This is a genomic window from Curtobacterium sp. AC268, assembly GCF_979258745.1.
This window is the reverse complement of the sequence record NZ_OZ409878.1, coordinates 2,057,191-2,073,089: the sequence shown is the minus strand read 5'-3', so window position 1 is coordinate 2,073,089 and position 15,899 is coordinate 2,057,191. Positions and strand designations below refer to the sequence as shown.

General features: G+C 73.2%; 19 protein-coding genes. 7 read left to right on the top strand and 12 right to left on the bottom strand.

The window, feature by feature from the left end; all coding sequences use genetic code 11:
• Positions 1-4 precede the first annotated feature (4 nt).
• On the bottom strand, positions 5-208 hold the full coding sequence (locus ACZZ9K_RS09795) for a CsbD family protein (RefSeq protein WP_027466762.1): 204 nt from the start codon (positions 206-208) through the stop codon (positions 5-7).
• Between the two features lie 265 nt (positions 209-473).
• Positions 474-2,084 carry a DEAD/DEAH box helicase gene (locus tag ACZZ9K_RS09790; protein ID WP_463443938.1) on the bottom strand — a complete coding sequence of 537 codons (1,611 nt, stop codon included), beginning with the start codon at positions 2,082-2,084 and terminating at the stop codon, positions 474-476.
• 288 nt (positions 2,085-2,372) lie between these two features.
• Here ACZZ9K_RS09790 and ACZZ9K_RS09785 point away from each other — a divergent pair, with 288 nt between their 5' ends.
• On the top strand, positions 2,373-3,206 hold the full coding sequence (locus ACZZ9K_RS09785; RefSeq protein ID WP_463443937.1) for an endo alpha-1,4 polygalactosaminidase: 834 nt from the start codon (positions 2,373-2,375) through the stop codon (positions 3,204-3,206).
• A 136-nt stretch (positions 3,207-3,342) separates the two neighbouring features.
• Here ACZZ9K_RS09785 and ACZZ9K_RS09780 read toward each other — a convergent pair whose 3' ends face one another.
• The 4 genes from ACZZ9K_RS09780 to ACZZ9K_RS09765 all read right to left on the bottom strand — a co-directional run bounded on the left by ACZZ9K_RS09780 (position 3,343) and on the right by ACZZ9K_RS09765 (position 5,577).
• A complete protein-coding gene (locus ACZZ9K_RS09780; RefSeq protein WP_035809483.1) occupies positions 3,343-3,702 on the bottom strand; it encodes a GntR family transcriptional regulator in 360 nt (119 codons plus the stop codon).
• A gap of 10 nt (positions 3,703-3,712) precedes the next feature.
• Complete coding sequence (locus ACZZ9K_RS09775; protein WP_463444749.1) at positions 3,713-4,285, bottom strand: DUF1684 domain-containing protein; 573 nt, start codon at positions 4,283-4,285, stop codon at positions 3,713-3,715.
• A 132-nt stretch (positions 4,286-4,417) separates the two neighbouring features.
• On the bottom strand, positions 4,418-4,900 hold the full coding sequence (locus ACZZ9K_RS09770) for a hypothetical protein (RefSeq protein ID WP_111056558.1): 483 nt from the start codon (positions 4,898-4,900) through the stop codon (positions 4,418-4,420).
• A gap of 38 nt (positions 4,901-4,938) precedes the next feature.
• Positions 4,939-5,577, bottom strand: a complete 639-nt coding sequence (locus ACZZ9K_RS09765) for a GNAT family N-acetyltransferase (RefSeq protein ID WP_463443936.1) — start codon at positions 5,575-5,577, stop codon at positions 4,939-4,941.
• 91 nt (positions 5,578-5,668) lie between these two features.
• Here ACZZ9K_RS09765 and ACZZ9K_RS09760 point away from each other — a divergent pair, with 91 nt between their 5' ends.
• Together ACZZ9K_RS09760 and ACZZ9K_RS09755 are read left to right on the top strand one after the other, a co-directional pair.
• Positions 5,669-6,274, top strand: coding sequence for a hypothetical protein (locus tag ACZZ9K_RS09760; RefSeq protein ID WP_244993276.1), 606 nt, complete (start codon positions 5,669-5,671; stop codon positions 6,272-6,274).
• A gap of 42 nt (positions 6,275-6,316) precedes the next feature.
• Entirely contained in the window at positions 6,317-6,619 is a 303-nt protein-coding gene (locus ACZZ9K_RS09755) for a DUF427 domain-containing protein (protein WP_110859472.1), read from the top strand.
• A gap of 29 nt (positions 6,620-6,648) precedes the next feature.
• On the opposite strand, the gene ACZZ9K_RS09750 is transcribed toward ACZZ9K_RS09755, so the two are convergent.
• From ACZZ9K_RS09750 to ACZZ9K_RS09725, 6 genes are all read right to left on the bottom strand, one after another.
• Positions 6,649-7,908: an Nramp family divalent metal transporter gene (locus ACZZ9K_RS09750; RefSeq protein WP_138802070.1), complete on the bottom strand. Its 1,260-nt coding sequence runs from the start codon at positions 7,906-7,908 to the stop codon at positions 6,649-6,651.
• Positions 7,909-8,294: 386 nt separating this feature from the next.
• Entirely contained in the window at positions 8,295-8,990 is a 696-nt protein-coding gene (locus ACZZ9K_RS09745) for a CGNR zinc finger domain-containing protein (RefSeq protein ID WP_027466753.1), read from the bottom strand.
• Between the two features lie 47 nt (positions 8,991-9,037).
• Positions 9,038-9,529 (bottom strand): SprT-like domain-containing protein, encoded by a 492-nt coding sequence (locus ACZZ9K_RS09740; RefSeq protein WP_138802068.1) that lies wholly within the window; start codon positions 9,527-9,529, stop codon positions 9,038-9,040.
• On the bottom strand, positions 9,526-10,356 hold the full coding sequence (locus tag ACZZ9K_RS09735) for a hypothetical protein (RefSeq protein ID WP_111056561.1): 831 nt from the start codon (positions 10,354-10,356) through the stop codon (positions 9,526-9,528). Before ACZZ9K_RS09735 ends, ACZZ9K_RS09740 begins: the two co-directional genes overlap by 4 nt.
• Positions 10,357-10,502: 146 nt before the next feature.
• Positions 10,503-11,294, bottom strand: a complete 792-nt coding sequence (locus tag ACZZ9K_RS09730) for a DUF4064 domain-containing protein (RefSeq protein WP_463443935.1) — start codon at positions 11,292-11,294, stop codon at positions 10,503-10,505.
• Positions 11,295-11,402: 108 nt separating this feature from the next.
• Complete coding sequence (locus ACZZ9K_RS09725) at positions 11,403-12,245, bottom strand: spermidine synthase (RefSeq protein ID WP_071245518.1); 843 nt, start codon at positions 12,243-12,245, stop codon at positions 11,403-11,405.
• Between the two features lie 131 nt (positions 12,246-12,376).
• Here ACZZ9K_RS09725 and ACZZ9K_RS09720 point away from each other — a divergent pair, with 131 nt between their 5' ends.
• From ACZZ9K_RS09720 to ACZZ9K_RS09705, 4 genes are all read left to right on the top strand, one after another.
• Entirely contained in the window at positions 12,377-12,898 is a 522-nt protein-coding gene (locus ACZZ9K_RS09720) for a hypothetical protein (RefSeq protein WP_463443934.1), read from the top strand.
• Positions 12,895-14,109, top strand: coding sequence for a sensor histidine kinase (locus ACZZ9K_RS09715; protein ID WP_463443933.1), 1,215 nt, complete (start codon positions 12,895-12,897; stop codon positions 14,107-14,109). Before ACZZ9K_RS09720 ends, ACZZ9K_RS09715 begins: the two co-directional genes overlap by 4 nt.
• Entirely contained in the window at positions 14,106-14,795 is a 690-nt protein-coding gene (locus ACZZ9K_RS09710; RefSeq protein WP_463443932.1) for a response regulator transcription factor, read from the top strand. The genes ACZZ9K_RS09715 and ACZZ9K_RS09710 overlap by 4 nt, the downstream gene beginning before the upstream one ends.
• Before the next feature lie 332 nt (positions 14,796-15,127).
• Positions 15,128-15,772, top strand: a complete 645-nt coding sequence (locus ACZZ9K_RS09705) for a hypothetical protein (protein WP_463443931.1) — start codon at positions 15,128-15,130, stop codon at positions 15,770-15,772.
• Positions 15,773-15,899: the final 127 nt, after the last annotated feature.

Below are 15,899 nucleotides of genomic sequence, written 5' to 3'. Positions count from 1 at the left end.
CGGCTTAGTGCTTGTCGTCCTTGAAGCTGTCGGCGACGCCGTGCGCGGCGTCCTTGACGTCGGTGACGCCCTGCTTCGCCGAGGCCTTGCCCTGGTCGGTCTGGCCTTCGGCCTTCAGCCGGTCGTTACCGGTCGCGTTGCCGGCAGCTTCCTTGACCTTGCCTGCCGCCTTCTCAGCGGCGTTCTTGATGTCATCGATGCCAGCCATAGGCACTCCTTCCAGAAGCGGACGTGTTCCCCGTCAGCCGCTTGCGCGGCATCCGGTGAGTGAGACCGTACGCCCGGCGGAGTACCCCACCCCCAGCCCCCGCCAAGGTTCGCCCGAGCCCGGACGCAGAACACCGGTGTTCACGGAACACACCGCGCGATGCGGGGGTTCGAAACGTGAACACCGGTGTCTTGCGGGCACCGACGGGCTCAGCCCGACTGGGTCAGGCTGCGCGGGTCAGGCTGCGCGGGTCAGAGCGCGTGGGTCAGTGGCGGTCGGCAGCGCCGGCCGGACGGGAGGCGCGGCGCGAGCCACCACGACGGTTGCCGCCCGACTCGTTGCCGGACCGACCCGCGGCGTAGCCGCCCTCGGACGACCAGACGGCCGACGAGCCGCCGCGCACGACGTCGCTGCTGCCCGAGCGACGGTTGCCGCCGCTGCGGCGACCACCGGTCGAACCAGCGGCCGCGGCACCGGAGCGCCCGGCGCCCTCGGTCCGTGCGCCACGGGCCGGACGGCCCTGACGGCCCCCGGCCGAACCGGCGGACTCGCCAGCCGAGCCGGAGCGTGCGGGCTGCGCCGCGCCTCCAGACCGACCGCCGCGACCACGGCGACGACCGCCGCCGTCACCGGCGGACTCGGCCGAGCGCTGCTTGGGCTGACGCTGCTGGGTGGGCTGCTCCTCGGCCACGTGGCGGATCGGAGCGACCTCGCCGACGAGCGCGGCGACGGCCGGGGAGGTCGCCGTGACGTGCTGCGGGGTGACCTTGATCGCGGCTGCACGCATCATCTGCGCGACGTCGCGACGCTCGGCGGGCATCGTCACCGTGACGACGTCACCGGACGAACCGGCACGCGCCGTGCGGCCCGAGCGGTGCAGGTACGCCTTGTGCTCGGTGGGCGGGTCGACGTGCACGACGAGCTCGACGTTGTCGACGTGCACACCGCGGGCGGCGACGTCGGTGGCCACGAGCACGAGGGCCTCGCCGGAGGAGAACTTCGCGAGGTTGCGCTCGCGGGCACCCTGCGACAGGTTGCCCTGCAGGTCGACGGCCGGGATCCCCTGGCTGCTGAGCTGCTTGGCCAGGCGCTTGGCGTGGTGCTTCGTGCGCATGAAGAGGATGCGGCGACCGTTGCCCGAGGCGAGGGCGCTCACGAGGTGCTTCTTCGCGTCGGCGTCGGCGACCTCGAACAGGTGGTGGGTCATCGCCTCGACGGGGCTGTTCGCCTCGTCGACGGAGTGCATCACCGGGTTGTGCAGGAACTTCTTGACGAGCTTGTCCACGCCGTTGTCGAGCGTGGCGGAGAACAGCAGTCGCTGCCCGTTCTCGGGCGTCGCCTGCATGATCTTGGTCACGCCGGGCAGGAAGCCCATGTCGGCCATGTGGTCGGCCTCGTCGAGGACGGTGACCTCGATGTCGCCCAGGTTCACGTGGCCCTGCTGCATGAGGTCGGCGAGGCGACCCGGGCAGGCGACCACGACGTCGACGCCGCCGCGCAGGGCGTCGACCTGACGGCCCTGACCGACGCCACCGAAGATGGTCGTGGTGTTCAGGCCCATGGCCTTGGCGAGCGGGGCGAGGGCGACGTCGATCTGGGTCGCGAGCTCACGGGTCGGGGCGAGCACCAGGGCGCGGGGGCGGCCGGCGCGGCGCTTGCGGCCGCTGGCGGCGAGGCGCGCGACGAGCGGGATCGCGAAGGCGATGGTCTTGCCGGAGCCGGTGCGGCCGCGGCCGAGGACGTCCTTGCCCTGCAGGGAGTCCGGGAGGGTGTCCGCCTGGATGGGGAACGCCATGTCCTTGCCCTGGTCAGCGAGGACGGAGACCATCGGCGCGGGGACGCCGAGGTCGGAGAAACGGATGTCTTCGGTGGTCATGGTGACCTTTCGAGCCGGAGCAGTCCGGCTGTGGGCGCGCTCTGAGGCAGCGCGCGGGCGGGATGCGCGCCAACGGATGTGGCTGGCGCAGTCGCCGCAGCAGAGAAGCCTGGGCACCTTCGTGAGGTGCTCGATCATCGACCGGAGTCTGGAGACAGCTGGTCGGGAGTTCGGGGCGTCCGTACGACGCACGAGGCGATCGGCGCCTCGAGTACGACCAGCATAGCGTGCACATCCCCGGAACGGCGAGGGCGGGGTCGTTCACCCGTGGCGTGCGAGGATTCCGGGGTGCGCACGCGATCCCTCCTGTTGACCACCACGATGGCCCTGGTGGCCGTCCTCGGCACCGCCGGCTGCGCCGAGGCCGCCACGACCAGCGCGGCCGGGAGCTACCGCAACCTGCCGACCTCGGGTCGTGTGGACTACCAGCTCGGCGGCGGGTACACCCCGCCCTCCGGCGTGACGATCGTCGAGCGCGACAGCACCGACCGCCCGGCGAAGGGCAAGTACAACATCTGCTACGTCAACGGGTTCCAGACGCAGCCCGAGGCCGCCAGCACGTGGAAGAAGTCGTACCCGTCGGCGATCCTCCGCGATCGTGCGGGCAAGCCGGTGTCGGACCCGGGATGGCCGGACGAGATGCTCCTCGACACCCGGACGGCGGCCAAGCGTGCCCTGATCACGAAGGTGCTCGCGAAGACCGTCGCCCGCTGCGGTGACCGCGGGTTCGACGCGGTGGAGTTCGACAACCTCGACTCGTGGACCCGAAGCGGCAAGCGGCTCACCCGTGCCGGCAACCTGGCGCTCGCGAAGTCGCTCGTCGCCGAGGGGCACCGGCACGGCCTGGCCGTCGGGCAGAAGAACACCCCGCAGCTCGGGGCGTCCGGCAGGAAGCAGACCGGGTTCGACTTCGTCGTCGCCGAGGAGTGCGTGCAGTACCGGGAGTGCGCCGCGTACACGAAGGCCTACGGCGGACGGGTCATCGACGTCGAGTACTCGGACACCCTCAAGGGCTCGTGGGCGTCGGTCTGCGGGCTGGGGAGCCGTCCGGCCATGACGATCCTGCGCGACCGTGACCTGGTGACCCCGACGGACGACGCGTACGTGTACGAGCACTGCTGAGCGCTCGGATCGGTTCTTCCCAGAACGCCTGCGATGCCTGGTCGGATCGGGCGTACCGGGTCAGAACTTCCGACCAGGTACGCCCGGAACGACCGGGTACGCCCGGAAGCGCCAGCCAGCCAGCCGCACGCCCGCGCTAGGCCGGCCAGGCCTCGCGCAACGCGGTCGCGGCCTGGTCCGCCGACAGCCCCGCGGAGCGTGCCGCAGCGGCCAGGGCGCGAGCGGCCTCGGCCACGGCGTCCGGTACCGCTGCCGGTCGCACCACACGGGTGCCGGCGCCCCGTGCGGTGTGCACGAGTCCGGCCTCCTCGAGCAGCTGGTAGGCCTTCGCGACGGTGCCGGCGGCGAGCCCGAGCTCGTCCGCCAGTCCACGCACGCTCGGCAGCCGTTCGCCGTCCACCAGGTACCCGGCGGTGATCTGCGCGGCGATCTGCGATCGGACCTGCTCGAACGGCGGCACGCGGCCACCGACGTCGAGGGCGACGAGTCCTGTCATGCGTTCCACCCTAGAAGTCGTACTGCTCGCCGACGGGGATCGGGACCGCCACGGTGTTGCCCGGAGGCGCGAGCGGGCACGCCCACGCCGGGTCGTACGCGCACGACGGGTTGTACGCGAAGTTGAAGTCGAGCACGAGCGACCCGAGGTCGTCGCCGCCCAGGTCCGAGCCCTTGATGGTGTCGAGCAGGTAGCGTCCGCCGCCGTAGGTGCCGCGGGCCTTGCCGGCGCTGGCGTCCTTGACCGGGACGAACACCCCGCCCGCGTAGCCGCCGTGCTTCCAGACGTCGAGCGTGCCGACCCCGGGGACCCGCACGAGGCCGAGCCGGTCGAAGTGGACGATGCCGTCGGTGCCGGTCTCGAAATCGAACTCGGCGGGCTCCGTGGCCTCGATGCGCACCTGGAACCGCCACGCGGGGTCGTAGTCCGGCACCGGCAGGGACTCGAAGTCGCGGGCGTCCTCGTCGAGCAGCGGCGACGCCGGGTGCTCCGCGAACATCGCGTCCCGGGTCTCGCGCCAGAGCGCGTGCGCCGTCTGGGGGTCCGGGGTGGCGCGGACGCGGCGGTACAGGTCGAACGTCATCCGCCGCCAATCCGTCGTCGCCAGCGTGCTGCGCACGCGGTCGTCGGTCGTCGGCTCCTGGGGGCGCGTCTGGCTCACGTGGACGAGGCTACGCCCGCTCCGCGGTGGACGGGAGGCCCGACCCGCGTCACGTCACTCGCCGTCGGTCCGCCAGGTGGGCGCGAGGGCACGCATCCGGAACGCCCGCCACTGCCAGATGACCCACATGCCGGGCCACAGGGCGAGCCCGAGGACGGCCGGTCGCATCCGGTAGGTCAGGCGGTCGAGCAGCAGGGTCCGGCCACCCGGCGCGGGGACGACGGCCATCCGGTGCGACATCGTCATCCGCCCGAACAACCCGGACGTGCCGCCGCCGTTGTCACGCTGCACGGGGACTCCCCGGACCTCGTACAGGTCGAGGTCGACGTGCGTGTCGCCGCTCGGCACCAGCCCGAAGGCGTCCGCGGTGATCGGGTGCGGGTGCCCGGGCTCCCAACGCTCCGGGAACCCCCGCGGGTCGCGCGAACGGTACGCCAGGAACGGTTTCGTCACCGCGACCATCACGGACGGGGACAGCAGGGCATCGCGCACGGCGTCGACCGGCGCGTCGAGGACGATCCGGAGGCCGACGTGCATGGCGGTGACGCTACGCCCGCGGGCTGGACGGTGCCGCCTCAGGCGTGCCGGGCCGACCGACGGCGGGACCCCTCGGCGCGGTCGTGCCGCCGGAGCCGCTCGGCCAGCGAGAGGCGGACCGCCGGCCACTCCGACGCGATGACGGAGAACACCACGGTGTCGCGCAGGGTGCCGTCACGGCCGATCGCGTGGTTCCGGAGGACGCCGTCCTGCTTGGCGCCGAGACCCGCGATGGCCGCTCGGGACTGCAGGTTGTGCCAGTGGGTGCGGAACTCGACCGCGATGCACTGCCACGCTTCGAACGCGTGGGACAGCATGAGCAGCTTCGACTCGGTGTTGATCCCCGATCGCTGCGCTGACCTGGCCAGGAACGTGCTGCCGATCTCGACACGGCGGTTGCCCGAGTCGATGTTCATGAAGGTCGTCGCGCCCACCACCCGGCCGGTCGGGCGGTCCCGCACGGCGAAGGGCACCATGCGGCCGGCCTCGTGCTCGGCGAGCCGCCGGTCGATCTCGGCCTCGACCTGTGCCGGGGCGGGCACCGAGGTGTACCAGGTGCGCCACAGATCGCCGTCCGCGACCGCCGCCCGCAGGTCTTCCGCGTGCTCCTGCCCGAGGGGCTCGAGCGTCACACGGTCGCCGGTCAGGGTGGGCGCGGGGGCGATCTCCATGGACATGCATCCTAGGGTCGACGACCCTGGCGGAACCCGGTCGGACGGCGACCCTGTGGAGAGGGACAGCATCGCCCGGGCGGCTATCGTGACGGACGTGGCAGAACGCACCCAGGAGAAGTACCAGGTCCGGTTCGCGTGGGGTCCCGGGGGTGCGGCTCGCATCGCCCACGGCACCCACCTGCTCGTCTGGGTCGACGCCCTGCCGCCGACTCCCGACGCCGCCGCACAGCGGCGCGCGCTGCGGAACGTGACCGCCCAGTTGCCGCAGGGTCCGGAGGTCGTGCTCGGCCACCTCGGCAACGCGGCGGCGGTCGCGGAACGGGTGACGGGCCTCCAGGCCGCACGCGGTGACCGGTGCGTCGTCGCGATCGTGGCCGCCGGGCTGCACCACACCGCAGCCCTCGACGACGCGGCCGAGGCGGCGGGGGAGTCCGTCGACGTCGCCGACGCACCGGACTTCGCCGTCGAGGACCTGCTCGCCGCCGGAGCCGTCGTCGACGCGCTCACCGAGGTCGGCATCGACCACACCTCACCCGAGGCCGCCGCGGCCTGCGCGGCGTACACCGGGCTGCGCCGGGCCGTGCGCCACCTGGTCAGTGCGTCCGAGGGAGCCGCCGTCCTGAGCCGTGACGACGTGCACGCGGCGCTCGCCGCGGGCCCCGACCTGACCGTCCTGCGGGAATCGGGGGAGCGCGCGTAGCGTTCGCCCCGTCACGGAACCAGCGAGCGAAGGAGCAACGCCATGAAGGCAGTCGTCGGCGACACGGTGATCGCGGAGGCCCCCGAAGAGGACCTCATCAAGATCGAGGGCAACTGGTACTTCCCGCCGTCGAGCGTGAAGACCGAGCTCTTCACCGAGAGCCCCACCCAGTACCACTGCCCGTGGAAGGGCGACACCCAGTACTTCACGGTGAACGTCGACGGACAGGCGCTGCAAGACCGCGCGTGGTCGTACCCGACGCCGATCCCGTCGTCGTTCGACCGCGTCGGCAAGGACTACTCGGGCTACGTCGCGTTCTGGAAGGACGTCCAGGTCGTCGACTGACGACCGCCCGTCCCCTGACCGGCCGGGCCTCAGCCGGTCAGGGTCAGCACGACCAGCGCGACGTTGAGCGCCACGATGACCGCCGCGATCACCCACGCCACCACGCGGGTGGTCGCGGCGTTCACGTCGGTCCCCATCACGCTCCGTCGCGAGGTGTAGACCACCAGGGGCACGATCGCGAAGGCGATCCCGAAGCTCAGCACCACCTGGCTGACGACGAGCAGCATCGTCGCGTCGGCGTTCAGCGCGAGCAGCACGATCGCGGGCACCAGGGTGATCGCGCGTCGGGCCACGAGCGGGATCCGCACGTGCAGCAGGCCCTTCATGATCTCCGCGCCGGCCATGCAGCCCACCGAGGTCGAGGCCAGGCCGGACGCGAGCAGGCCCACGGCGAAGAGCACCCCGACGACCGGGCCGACGTTCTCGGCGATGGCGCGCTGCGCACCGGGGATGGAGTCGGTGCCCTCGACTCCGGGCAGGGTGGCCGCGGCGAGGACGAGCATCGCGATGTTCACTCCACCCGCCACGATCAGCGCGAGGCCGACGTCCCACCGGGTCGCGACGAGCACCCGGCGACGCTCCGGCCCGGCGGGGACGTCCCCGTGGCGGTCCCGGGCGAGCGCCGAGTGCAGGTACACCGCGTGCGGCATCACGGTCGCACCGAGCATCGAGGCCGCGAGCAGCACCGACCCGGCGCCCTCGAACCGCGGCACGAGCCCGGCGACCAGGTCGGCCGGTGTGACCCGGGCGAACAGGAGCCCGGCGCAGAAGCCCACCGTCAGGATCGCGAGCATCGCCGTCACCACGGTCTCGAACAGGCGCGTGCCCCGGCGGCTGTGCAGGGTCAGCAGGAGCATCGAGACGAGCCCGGTGATGATCCCGCCGACCACGAGCGGCAGGTCGAAGAGCAGGTAGAGCGCGAGCGCGCCGCCGATGACCTCGGCGATGTCGGTCGCGGCGGCGACGATCTCGGCCTGGCCCCAGAAGAGCAGGCGCGGGGTGCGCCGCATCCGCAGGCCGAGGTGTTCGGGCAGCGACTTGCCCGTCACCACCCCGAGCTTGGCGGACAGGTACTGCACCACCACGGCGCTGGCGTTCGCGGCCACGAGCACCCAGAGCAGCAGGTACCCGTACTCGGCGCCGGCCGTCAGGTTGGCGGCGACGTTGCCCGGGTCGACGTACGCGATGGCCGCCACGAAGGCCGGTCCGAGCAGGGTGAGCCCGGCTGCGCGACGACGCGGGGCACCGGATGGGTGCTCGTCGAGCCGGGGGCTGGCAGTGTCGGTCATGCACCGATCCTGCCAGAGAATTCGGCTCACCGAATCTTTTTCTTCGCTGTGTCGTGGTGCTGGCCGGTCGCCACTCGCGTGTGCGTGTGTCGGGTGGTCACGACCCGTCGGCTGGGACGCCGCCAGTAGACAGTCGGTGACCGCTCGGCCGAGGTGCGCGGGGTGTCGTGACCGCTCGCAGAAGGCGGACAGGAGGCCCGTGGCGGCGCCGCCACGCGCCTCCCGGCCGGTGGCTGGTCGCGACTCGTCGCTTGCTTCGCGTCGGGTGGTCGCAACCTGACGGTTGGAACGCCGTCGGGCGACGGTTGGTGACCGCTCGGCCGAGGTGCGCGGGGTGTCGCGACTCGCCCCCTCCCGGACGACGAGAGGAAGGTGTCAGCTCGGGCTCACTCCGCGGCGCGGCGAGCGCGGTGCGCCCGGACCTTCGCCCGGTTGCCGCACCGCTGCATCGAGCACCAGCGACGGGTCCCACCGCGCGACGAGTCGTAGAACACCAGGCCGCAGTCCTCGGCCGAGCACCGGCTCAGCCGCGTCGGCCGACCGTCGGCCTCGACGTCGTCGAAGCCGACCTCGGTGAAGAGCGCGACGGCGTCGCGCGCGACGCTCGACAGGGCCTGCGCCAGGCGGACCCGGTTCGCTCCGGCGCGGCGTCGGCCACCCGGGAGGCTCGGGGGCACGTCCGGCAGGGCGGCGAACAGGTTGACGGTGTCGATGTCGTCGGGCGCGGGGCGCGTGCGGCCGGCTCCGGCGCGCAGGCCCGCCGCCACGGCGGTGCGCTCCGCGGCGGTGCTCGCCGGCGCGGGGGCGGCGGCCACGGCGAGCCGGGCGATCGCGGCACGCAGGGCACGGGCGTCCTGCAGCTCGCGGGCGCTGGCACCGACGTCGATCGGCTCGGTGTGCTCGCTGAGCCACTCGTCCAGGTCGGCCGGACTCGCGAGCAGCTCCCCGAGCTGCGACCGCGGTCGGCGTCCGGTGGGGTCGTCGGCGAAGCCACCCGTGTGCGCGAAGTCGAGCGCGATCCGTCCGGCGTCGAAGAACCAGGAGGAACCGGCGTCCGTGCGGATGTGCTGCCCCGTGTGCATCCGCCCAGGCTAACGGGTTACCGGCGCGCCTCCGTGCGTCGGGCACCTCATGCGGTAGTCGATGCCATCGTGGCTGCGTCGTCGTCCGCGGTCCGGCGCCGCCACGTGATGACGTTCCGGGCGTCGAACCGCCGGGAACAGCGGGCGCAGGCCAGGGGACGGGTGGGCGTGCGGTACCGGAAGTGCTCGTGTCCCGCGGGGCAGGTGCCGATCCAGGGGGCGAGCTCGCTGGCGATCGGCCCGTCGTGCAGCCGGGAACCGGTGTACCCGATCGACGCGGCCGTGCGCTTCCACTTCGGTCCGTGTGCCGCCCGGGCGCCGGCGAGGGCGTGCGCGACCTCGTGCAGCAGGACCTGTTCGACGTCGTCGTCGGAGAACCGGGTGGCCAGGTGACGGCTCACCGTGATCCGCTTCCGCGCGAAGTCGCACTGACCCGCGCGGGTCTTGGCGTGGTCGAACCCGAACGCCCACGTCCCGGCGCCGAGGTGTTCGGCGATGAGCGCCTCGGCGCGGAGCCGGACGGTCTCGAGCGCGGTCACTGCTCGGAACGCGGGTCGGCCTGGCCCTTCTTCGCTGCCCGGGCCGCGATCCGGCCCCAGATGTCGTCGGCCTCGGTCCGGGCGGCGTCGGGCGCACCGAGCACGCGCCGGCGGATCGGCGGGACCTGCTTCACCGGCTCGGCGACGCGGGTCGTGGGTTCGTCGTCCTCGGCGCGGCGGGCGGCGACCTCGCGGGCCGTCCGGGGCCGGTCGGACGGTTCCGCCGGGTTCGTGATCGAGGCCCGCATGGCGGCCTCGACCGCGGTGCGCAGCGCGTCGGTGCGCTCGGACGGCGCCCCCGCCTGCCGGAAGGCCTGGTACGCCCGCGACAGTGCGGCCCGGGCCTCGTCGAAGCGGTCGTTCTCGAACAGCGACCAGCCCTCGATCTCGGCCGCGGCGCCCTCGAGCTCCGGCCACTCCTCGGTGGCGGCGGTGTCGCGGGCCATGGCGGCCTCGGCGGCGGCGCGGTCGTGCCGGCCGAGGTCGTGCAGGACGTGCGCACGACGGATCCGCGCGGCGACCTTGTCCTGGCGCTCCCCGGTGAACATGGCGAGGCGGAACACCTCTTCGGCGATCACGAGCGACTCGTCCAGACGGCCGAGCAGGCGGAGGAGCTCGGCCCGTTCGGCGAGGGCGTCGGTGCTGCGGCTCTGACCGAGGTCACGGAGCCGCTGGTGCACGGCGTCGACGTCGACCGCGGGTCGCAGGCTGATGGGCGCGAAGGTGCTGCCCGGGCTGACTCCGGCCGTCACGGGAGCCGCGTGGCGCGGTTCACGGGAACGGTCGGACAGGTCGGGCTGCTGGCGGTCGTCGGGCGGGAGGGACATCGGTTCGAGGGTAGCCGCGGTCTCCCGGGAGCGGTCGGTGCGACGCGCTCAGGTTGCGCGGGTGCAGCCGTCCGCGCGTGCCCCCCCGGGACGACGAACGGCCCGCCGTGCCGGAGCGCGACGGGCCGTTCGGTCGAGGGGGTCGATCAGGAGTTGGCGCCCATCGCGCCGGCGGCGGCCACGCCGGCGTAGGTGACGAACGTCGCGATGGTCGCGACGACCGCCAGGACGATCGCCAGGATGCCCCAGACACGACCGCGCTTGGCGACGGCCGCGATGATCCCCTGCACGAGTGCCCAGAGTCCGAGGAACGCGGCGATGCCGATCACGGCGATGCCGCCCACGAGCTGCGAGCGGACGTCCGGGTCGTTCATGACCTCGCTCTGCATCTGCTCGGGCGTGAGGTTCGTCGAACCGTTCTGCGTGATCTGGTCGATCACACCGCTGTTGCTGATGGCCGAACCCATGATGTAGCCGCCGACGACGCCGAGCACGAGCGCGAGCAGGCCGAGCACGAAGGCGATGATGCCGACGGTCTTCTTCTTCTTGGGCTTCGGCTCGTCGTGGCTCTGCCAGGCCGGGGCGCCGGAGTGCGCGGGCGCGGCGGCGTACGGCTGCTGGTCGTGGTGCTGGCCCTGATCGTGGCGCTGCTGGTCGTTCCAGCTCGGCGTGCTCGACGGCTGGCCGTACTGCTGCTGCCCGTACTGCTGCTCGCCCTGCCCGGACTGCTGCTCGTACTGGCCCTGGCCCTGCCCGGACTGCTGCTGGCCCTGGCCGTACTGCTCGCCGTACTGCGGGGTCGAGGTCGGCGCCGGGTCCACCCGCTCGCCGTACCGCGGGGCATCGGCGTCGGGCTGCTGCTGTTGCGGGGCGTCGCCCCAGCGCGGCGCCTGGCCGTCGCCCGTCCGGTCCTGGTCGTTCCGGTCGTCGTTCGTCATCAGGGTTCCCATCGCTCGGTCGCGCAGCTGCGCGGTCGTTCAGACCATCCTGACAGCCGGACCCGTCGAGTGCCCGAAGTCCGTCCCCGGCGAGGCCCCGGGCGGGCGTCAGCCCCCGAACACGCTCCGGTTCGGCTCCGGCGACGCGACCGCCGTCTGGTCCGTGACGATCGGCGCCCCGGCGATGAACGACCGGAGCTCCGCACCGTGCACGACCTTGGCCGGCATCGGGTCGGACGAGTACCGCCTCGGCATGTCCGCCACCGGCAGGTCGGTCGGCGACCCGAGCAGCACGATGTTGCCGAACCGCCGGCCCTTGAGCATGCCGGTGTCCGCCACCGCCGCGACCGACGGCAGCACCGACTGCAGCGTCGACGCCTGCCCGCGGGCGAAGGCCAACCCGGCGCCGTCGGCCACGTTCACCGCGACGATGCCCGTCGGCGACAGGAACGCGGCGACCTCGCGGTAGAACTCGACGCTCGTCACGTGTGCGGGGATCTGCGAACCGCCGAAGACGTCCACCACCGCCAGGTCCACGGTGCCGCGGAGCCCGGCGGGCAGCTTGCCGAGGACCTCCCGGGCATCGCCGTACCGCACCCGGATCGACGCGCCACGGGGGAACGGCAGGGCCTCGCGCACGTGCTCGACCAGGTCACGCTCGAGCTCGATCACCTGCTGCCGCGAACCCGGACGGGTCACCGCGACGTAGCGGGGCAGGGTGAGGGCGCCGGCGCCCAGGTGCAGTGCCGTGATCGGGCCGTCCGGCAGCAGGTCGATCGCGTGCCCGATCCGCCGGATGTACTCGAACGCCAGGTGGGTCGGGTCCTCGAGGTCCACGTGCGACTGCGGGGTGCCGTCCACCACCAGGGTGAAGGACCCCGGTCGGTGCCGGTCCGGCTCCACCACCGAGTACCCCGCACCGATCCGGAACCCGTCGAACGCATCAGCCATGCCGTCAATGGAACACCACCGCGATCACCACCCGCGTCCCCACCCCTGGTTGGTGTGCCCGCGGGCCGCCCGGAACGAGGCTGATCACACCGGTCGGGAACGCCCCGCCGGACCACCTCGAAAGGCACACCATGTCGGTCCAGCTCCTCGCGAACGTGCTCATCGGCCTCGCCCTCGTCGGCCTCCTGGCGTACCGGCAGGCGACCTGGCGGTACCTCGACCCGGCGCGCATCTGGCGGGGTCCGCTCGTGATGGCGATCGTCGGCGTGGTCGTCCTCGCGCAGACCACGACGACCGTCACCACCACCGACGTCGTGTTCCTCGGCCTCGAGGCCCTGCTCACCGCCGGCGTCGGCCTCGCGATGGGGGCCATGACCCGGTTCCGCACCGTCACGACACCGGACGACAAGGGGCGCACCCTGCAGTCCCGCACCGGTTGGCTGGGCGCCGCGCTCTGGCTCGTCCTGATCGCCGCCCGCATCGGACTCGACGTCCTCGGCGGCCACCTCGGCGCACACCTGCTCACCTCGACCGGCACGATCCTGCTCGTGCTCGCCCTGAACCGCGCCGCCCGTGCCCTGGTCGTCGACCAGCGCATCCCCCGCGGCGGTGACCGGTCGGCGGCCGCCCGCCGCGGCATGATGGTCCGGTGAGCCTGCCCACCGACCCGGACCCGACCGACCCCGCCGGGGTCCGGTCCCGCTCGGTGCTCACCTGGGGACTCAACGCCGTCGGGATCGCCGTGGTGGCCTTCTGGTTCGTCCGGAACGGCCTGCTGCTCCACCACCCCGCGTGGGTCTGGGTCCTCGGGGCCGTGGCGCTCGCCGCCTGGGCCGTCCGCGAAGCCGCACGCACGCCCCGCGTGCTCGTCGCCGCAGCCGGCGTGATGATCGCCGCCGGATCCTGCGTCGTGGTGCCGACCGACTCGCTCCTGGTCGTCCCGGTGATCGTCGGGCTCGTCGTCCTCGGCGCCGACCTCCGCCTGCCGGTCTGGACGGCCGCGGTCGCCGCGCTCGCCGCCGTCGTGGTGGTCGCCGTCACCGCGACGCTCGAGCAGACGTCGGTGCAGTTCGTCCTCGGCGTCGGCGGCGGGCTGCTGCTCGGCGTGCTCGTCGGATTCAGCCGTCGGCAGGTGCGGATCACGACGGCGCAGGCCCGCGAGACCGAGCGGCAGCAGCAGCGCGCACGGCTCCTCGCCGATCGGTCGCGGGCGTCCCGGGACATCCACGACGTCCTCGCCCACTCGCTCGGCGGCCTGGTGCTGCAGCTCGACGCGGTCGAGGCCCTGCTCGAGGCCGGCCGCGTCGACGAGGCCACCCGCCGAGCCGGCGATGCCCGCGCGCTGGCCGCGGACGGCCTGGCCGAGGCGCGGCGTGCGGTGCACGCGCTCCGCGACGAACCGCAGCCCGACCAGCCGGAGCCGACCCGTGCCTCCAGTCCGTCCGCCGACCACGCGTCGGGCCTGACGGCCCTGCTCGACGCGCACCGCTCGTTCGGCGGCGAGGTCGTCGTGCAGGGCGACGCGACCCTCGCGGTCCTCGACGACGCCCACCGGGCCGCCGTGGTCCAGGTCGTCCGGGAGGCCCTCAGCAACGCCCGCAGGCACGCTCCCGGCCGCCCCGTGTCCCTGTCCGTGATCCGGGACGGCGACGCCGTGGACGTCGTCGTGGCCAACCCGCTGCCGAGCGGTGGACAGGGGTTGCTCGGGATGCGCGAGCGGTTCGCGGAACTCGGCAGCGAGGCCACGGTGGAGGCCGAGCGTTCCGACGACGAGTTCGTCGTCGCCATGCACCTGCCCGTCGACGGTTCGGTCGATGCGGAGACCGCGGACGCTCCGGGCGCCGCCGAGGACGACCGCTCGTGACGATCCGGGTGCTCGTGGTCGACGACCAGGCCATCGTCCGCGACGGCCTGGTGACGGTGCTGTCGCTCGTGCCCGACCTGCAGGTCGTCGGGCAGGCGGCGGACGGTGCCGAGGCGATCGCCGCCGTCGACCGGTACGTGCCCGACGTCGTCCTGATGGACCTGCGGATGCCGGGGGTCGACGGGCCGACCGCGACCGCGCGGATCGTCGCCGAGCACCCCGGGGTGGCGGTCCTGGTGCTGACGACCTACGCCGACGACGACTCCGTCGTCACCGCGCTGCGGGCGGGAGCGCGCGGCTACCTGACGAAGGACGCCGGGCGGGCGGAGATCGCGACCGCGGTGCGGGCGGTGGCCGCCGGGCAGTCGACCTTCGACGCGACCGTGGGGGCGCGGCTGGTGGCGCGCCTCGCCGGTGGTGCTGGTGCCGACGCAGGTGCCGGCGCCGCTGCTGGTTCCGCTGCGCCGGCGGGAGCTGATCCGGGCCGGTCACTCGGTGCCCGGTTCCCGGACCTCACCCCGCGCGAAGTGGACGTCCTCGAGCGGATCGCGGACGGCCGGACGAACCCGCAGATCGCCGCCGAGCTGTTCCTGACGGTGCCCACCGTGAAGTCGTACGTGAACCAGGTGTTCGCGAAGCTCGGGGTCCGGACCCGCGCCGAGGCCGTCGCCCGCGTCCTGCGCTGACCGTCGGCAGCACCCCGCCGTACCCACGCGACGCGCTGCGGACACGTGAATGCGTACACATGGACGACCAGCGGACGCCAAGACTCGTTGCGTACCGTTGACGCCTGTCGTCACGACGCCAGAGCGTCGATGCGTGTGTGCCCCACACACCACGCGTCCGCCCGGACACCGTGACCACGACGTGCCCGTGAGCGCCCCCACCGCTCGAGCGTGCGCGTCGTCGGCGTGCTGCTGAGCGCCACCCCTCCGGCCACCCGCGCGCGCTGGCCGTCGAACGCACCGCACCCGATGACGAGTGCACCACTGCTGATCCGCCGCAGGAGACCTCCGTCATGACCGCCGACACCATGAGCGTGCCCACCGCTCGTTCCACCACCCCGGACACCCGCCGGGCCGGCACCCGACCCACCCGGGTGATCCGGGCCTCCCGGCCGTCCCGCGCTTCTCGGCCGTCGCGCGCTTCGCGTGCCTCCCTGCAGTTCCACGCCGACCGCGAGACGGCGCCCACCTGGATGCGGGTCGTCGGCACGGCGCTGCTCGTCGGCGGCGCCGGCCTGTCCGCCGCCGTGCTCGGCTGGCCCGGGGACGCACCGGAGGTCGCCCTGCTGGTGCCGGCCCTGCTCGCCGTCGCCCTCGGGGCGCTGCTCCTGCTCGCCCGTGCCGGGTTCACCGTCACCGAGCGGCACGTGACCCTGCACTTCCGTCCGCTCCCGCCACGGCGCATCCCGCGCCGGCGGATCACCGACGTCCGCCTGGTCGAGGCGGACGCGGCCACCTACGGCGGTGTCGGCCTGCGGATCCGTCGCGGCGTGCGTGCGCTCATCCTCACGCCGGGGCTCGGGATCGAGCTCACGGACGACCGGGGCCGGGTCACGTTCGTCCGCACGCGTCGACCGGAGGACGCGTTCCGTGCGCTGGCCGGACTGCCGGGCGGGCCGGGAGGCGCGGATCACGTCGAGCGCGAGCGTCTCGGTTGATCACGGGCTCGGCTGAGGAGAGACCCGGCTGAGCACGGGAATGGAAGCGGTGCGTGGCGGCTTATACACGCCACTGCCGAATCCGGTCAAGCCGGGACTGGACAGCGCGCCACGGAGCGAACTATGA

Coding starts and splice junctions, on each gene's coding strand:
- ACZZ9K_RS09795 (WP_027466762.1), bottom strand. CDS start 208: ATGGCTGGCATCGATGACATCAAGAACGCCGCTGAGAAGGCGGCAGGC.
- ACZZ9K_RS09790 (WP_463443938.1), bottom strand. CDS start 2,084: ATGACCACCGAAGACATCCGTTTCTCCGACCTCGGCGTCCCCGCGCCG.
- ACZZ9K_RS09780 (WP_035809483.1), bottom strand. CDS start 3,702: ATGACAGGACTCGTCGCCCTCGACGTCGGTGGCCGCGTGCCGCCGTTC.
- ACZZ9K_RS09775 (WP_463444749.1), bottom strand. CDS start 4,285: ATGACGTTCGACCTGTACCGCCGCGTCCGCGCCACCCCGGACCCCCAG.
- ACZZ9K_RS09770 (WP_111056558.1), bottom strand. CDS start 4,900: ATGCACGTCGGCCTCCGGATCGTCCTCGACGCGCCGGTCGACGCCGTG.
- ACZZ9K_RS09765 (WP_463443936.1), bottom strand. CDS start 5,577: ATGTCCATGGAGATCGCCCCCGCGCCCACCCTGACCGGCGACCGTGTG.
- ACZZ9K_RS09755 (WP_110859472.1), top strand. CDS start 6,317: ATGAAGGCAGTCGTCGGCGACACGGTGATCGCGGAGGCCCCCGAAGAG.
- ACZZ9K_RS09750 (WP_138802070.1), bottom strand. CDS start 7,908: ATGACCGACACTGCCAGCCCCCGGCTCGACGAGCACCCATCCGGTGCC.
- ACZZ9K_RS09745 (WP_027466753.1), bottom strand. CDS start 8,990: ATGCACACGGGGCAGCACATCCGCACGGACGCCGGTTCCTCCTGGTTC.
- ACZZ9K_RS09735 (WP_111056561.1), bottom strand. CDS start 10,356: ATGTCCCTCCCGCCCGACGACCGCCAGCAGCCCGACCTGTCCGACCGT.
- ACZZ9K_RS09730 (WP_463443935.1), bottom strand. CDS start 11,294: ATGACGAACGACGACCGGAACGACCAGGACCGGACGGGCGACGGCCAG.
- ACZZ9K_RS09725 (WP_071245518.1), bottom strand. CDS start 12,245: ATGGCTGATGCGTTCGACGGGTTCCGGATCGGTGCGGGGTACTCGGTG.
- ACZZ9K_RS09720 (WP_463443934.1), top strand. CDS start 12,377: ATGTCGGTCCAGCTCCTCGCGAACGTGCTCATCGGCCTCGCCCTCGTC.
- ACZZ9K_RS09705 (WP_463443931.1), top strand. CDS start 15,128: ATGACCGCCGACACCATGAGCGTGCCCACCGCTCGTTCCACCACCCCG.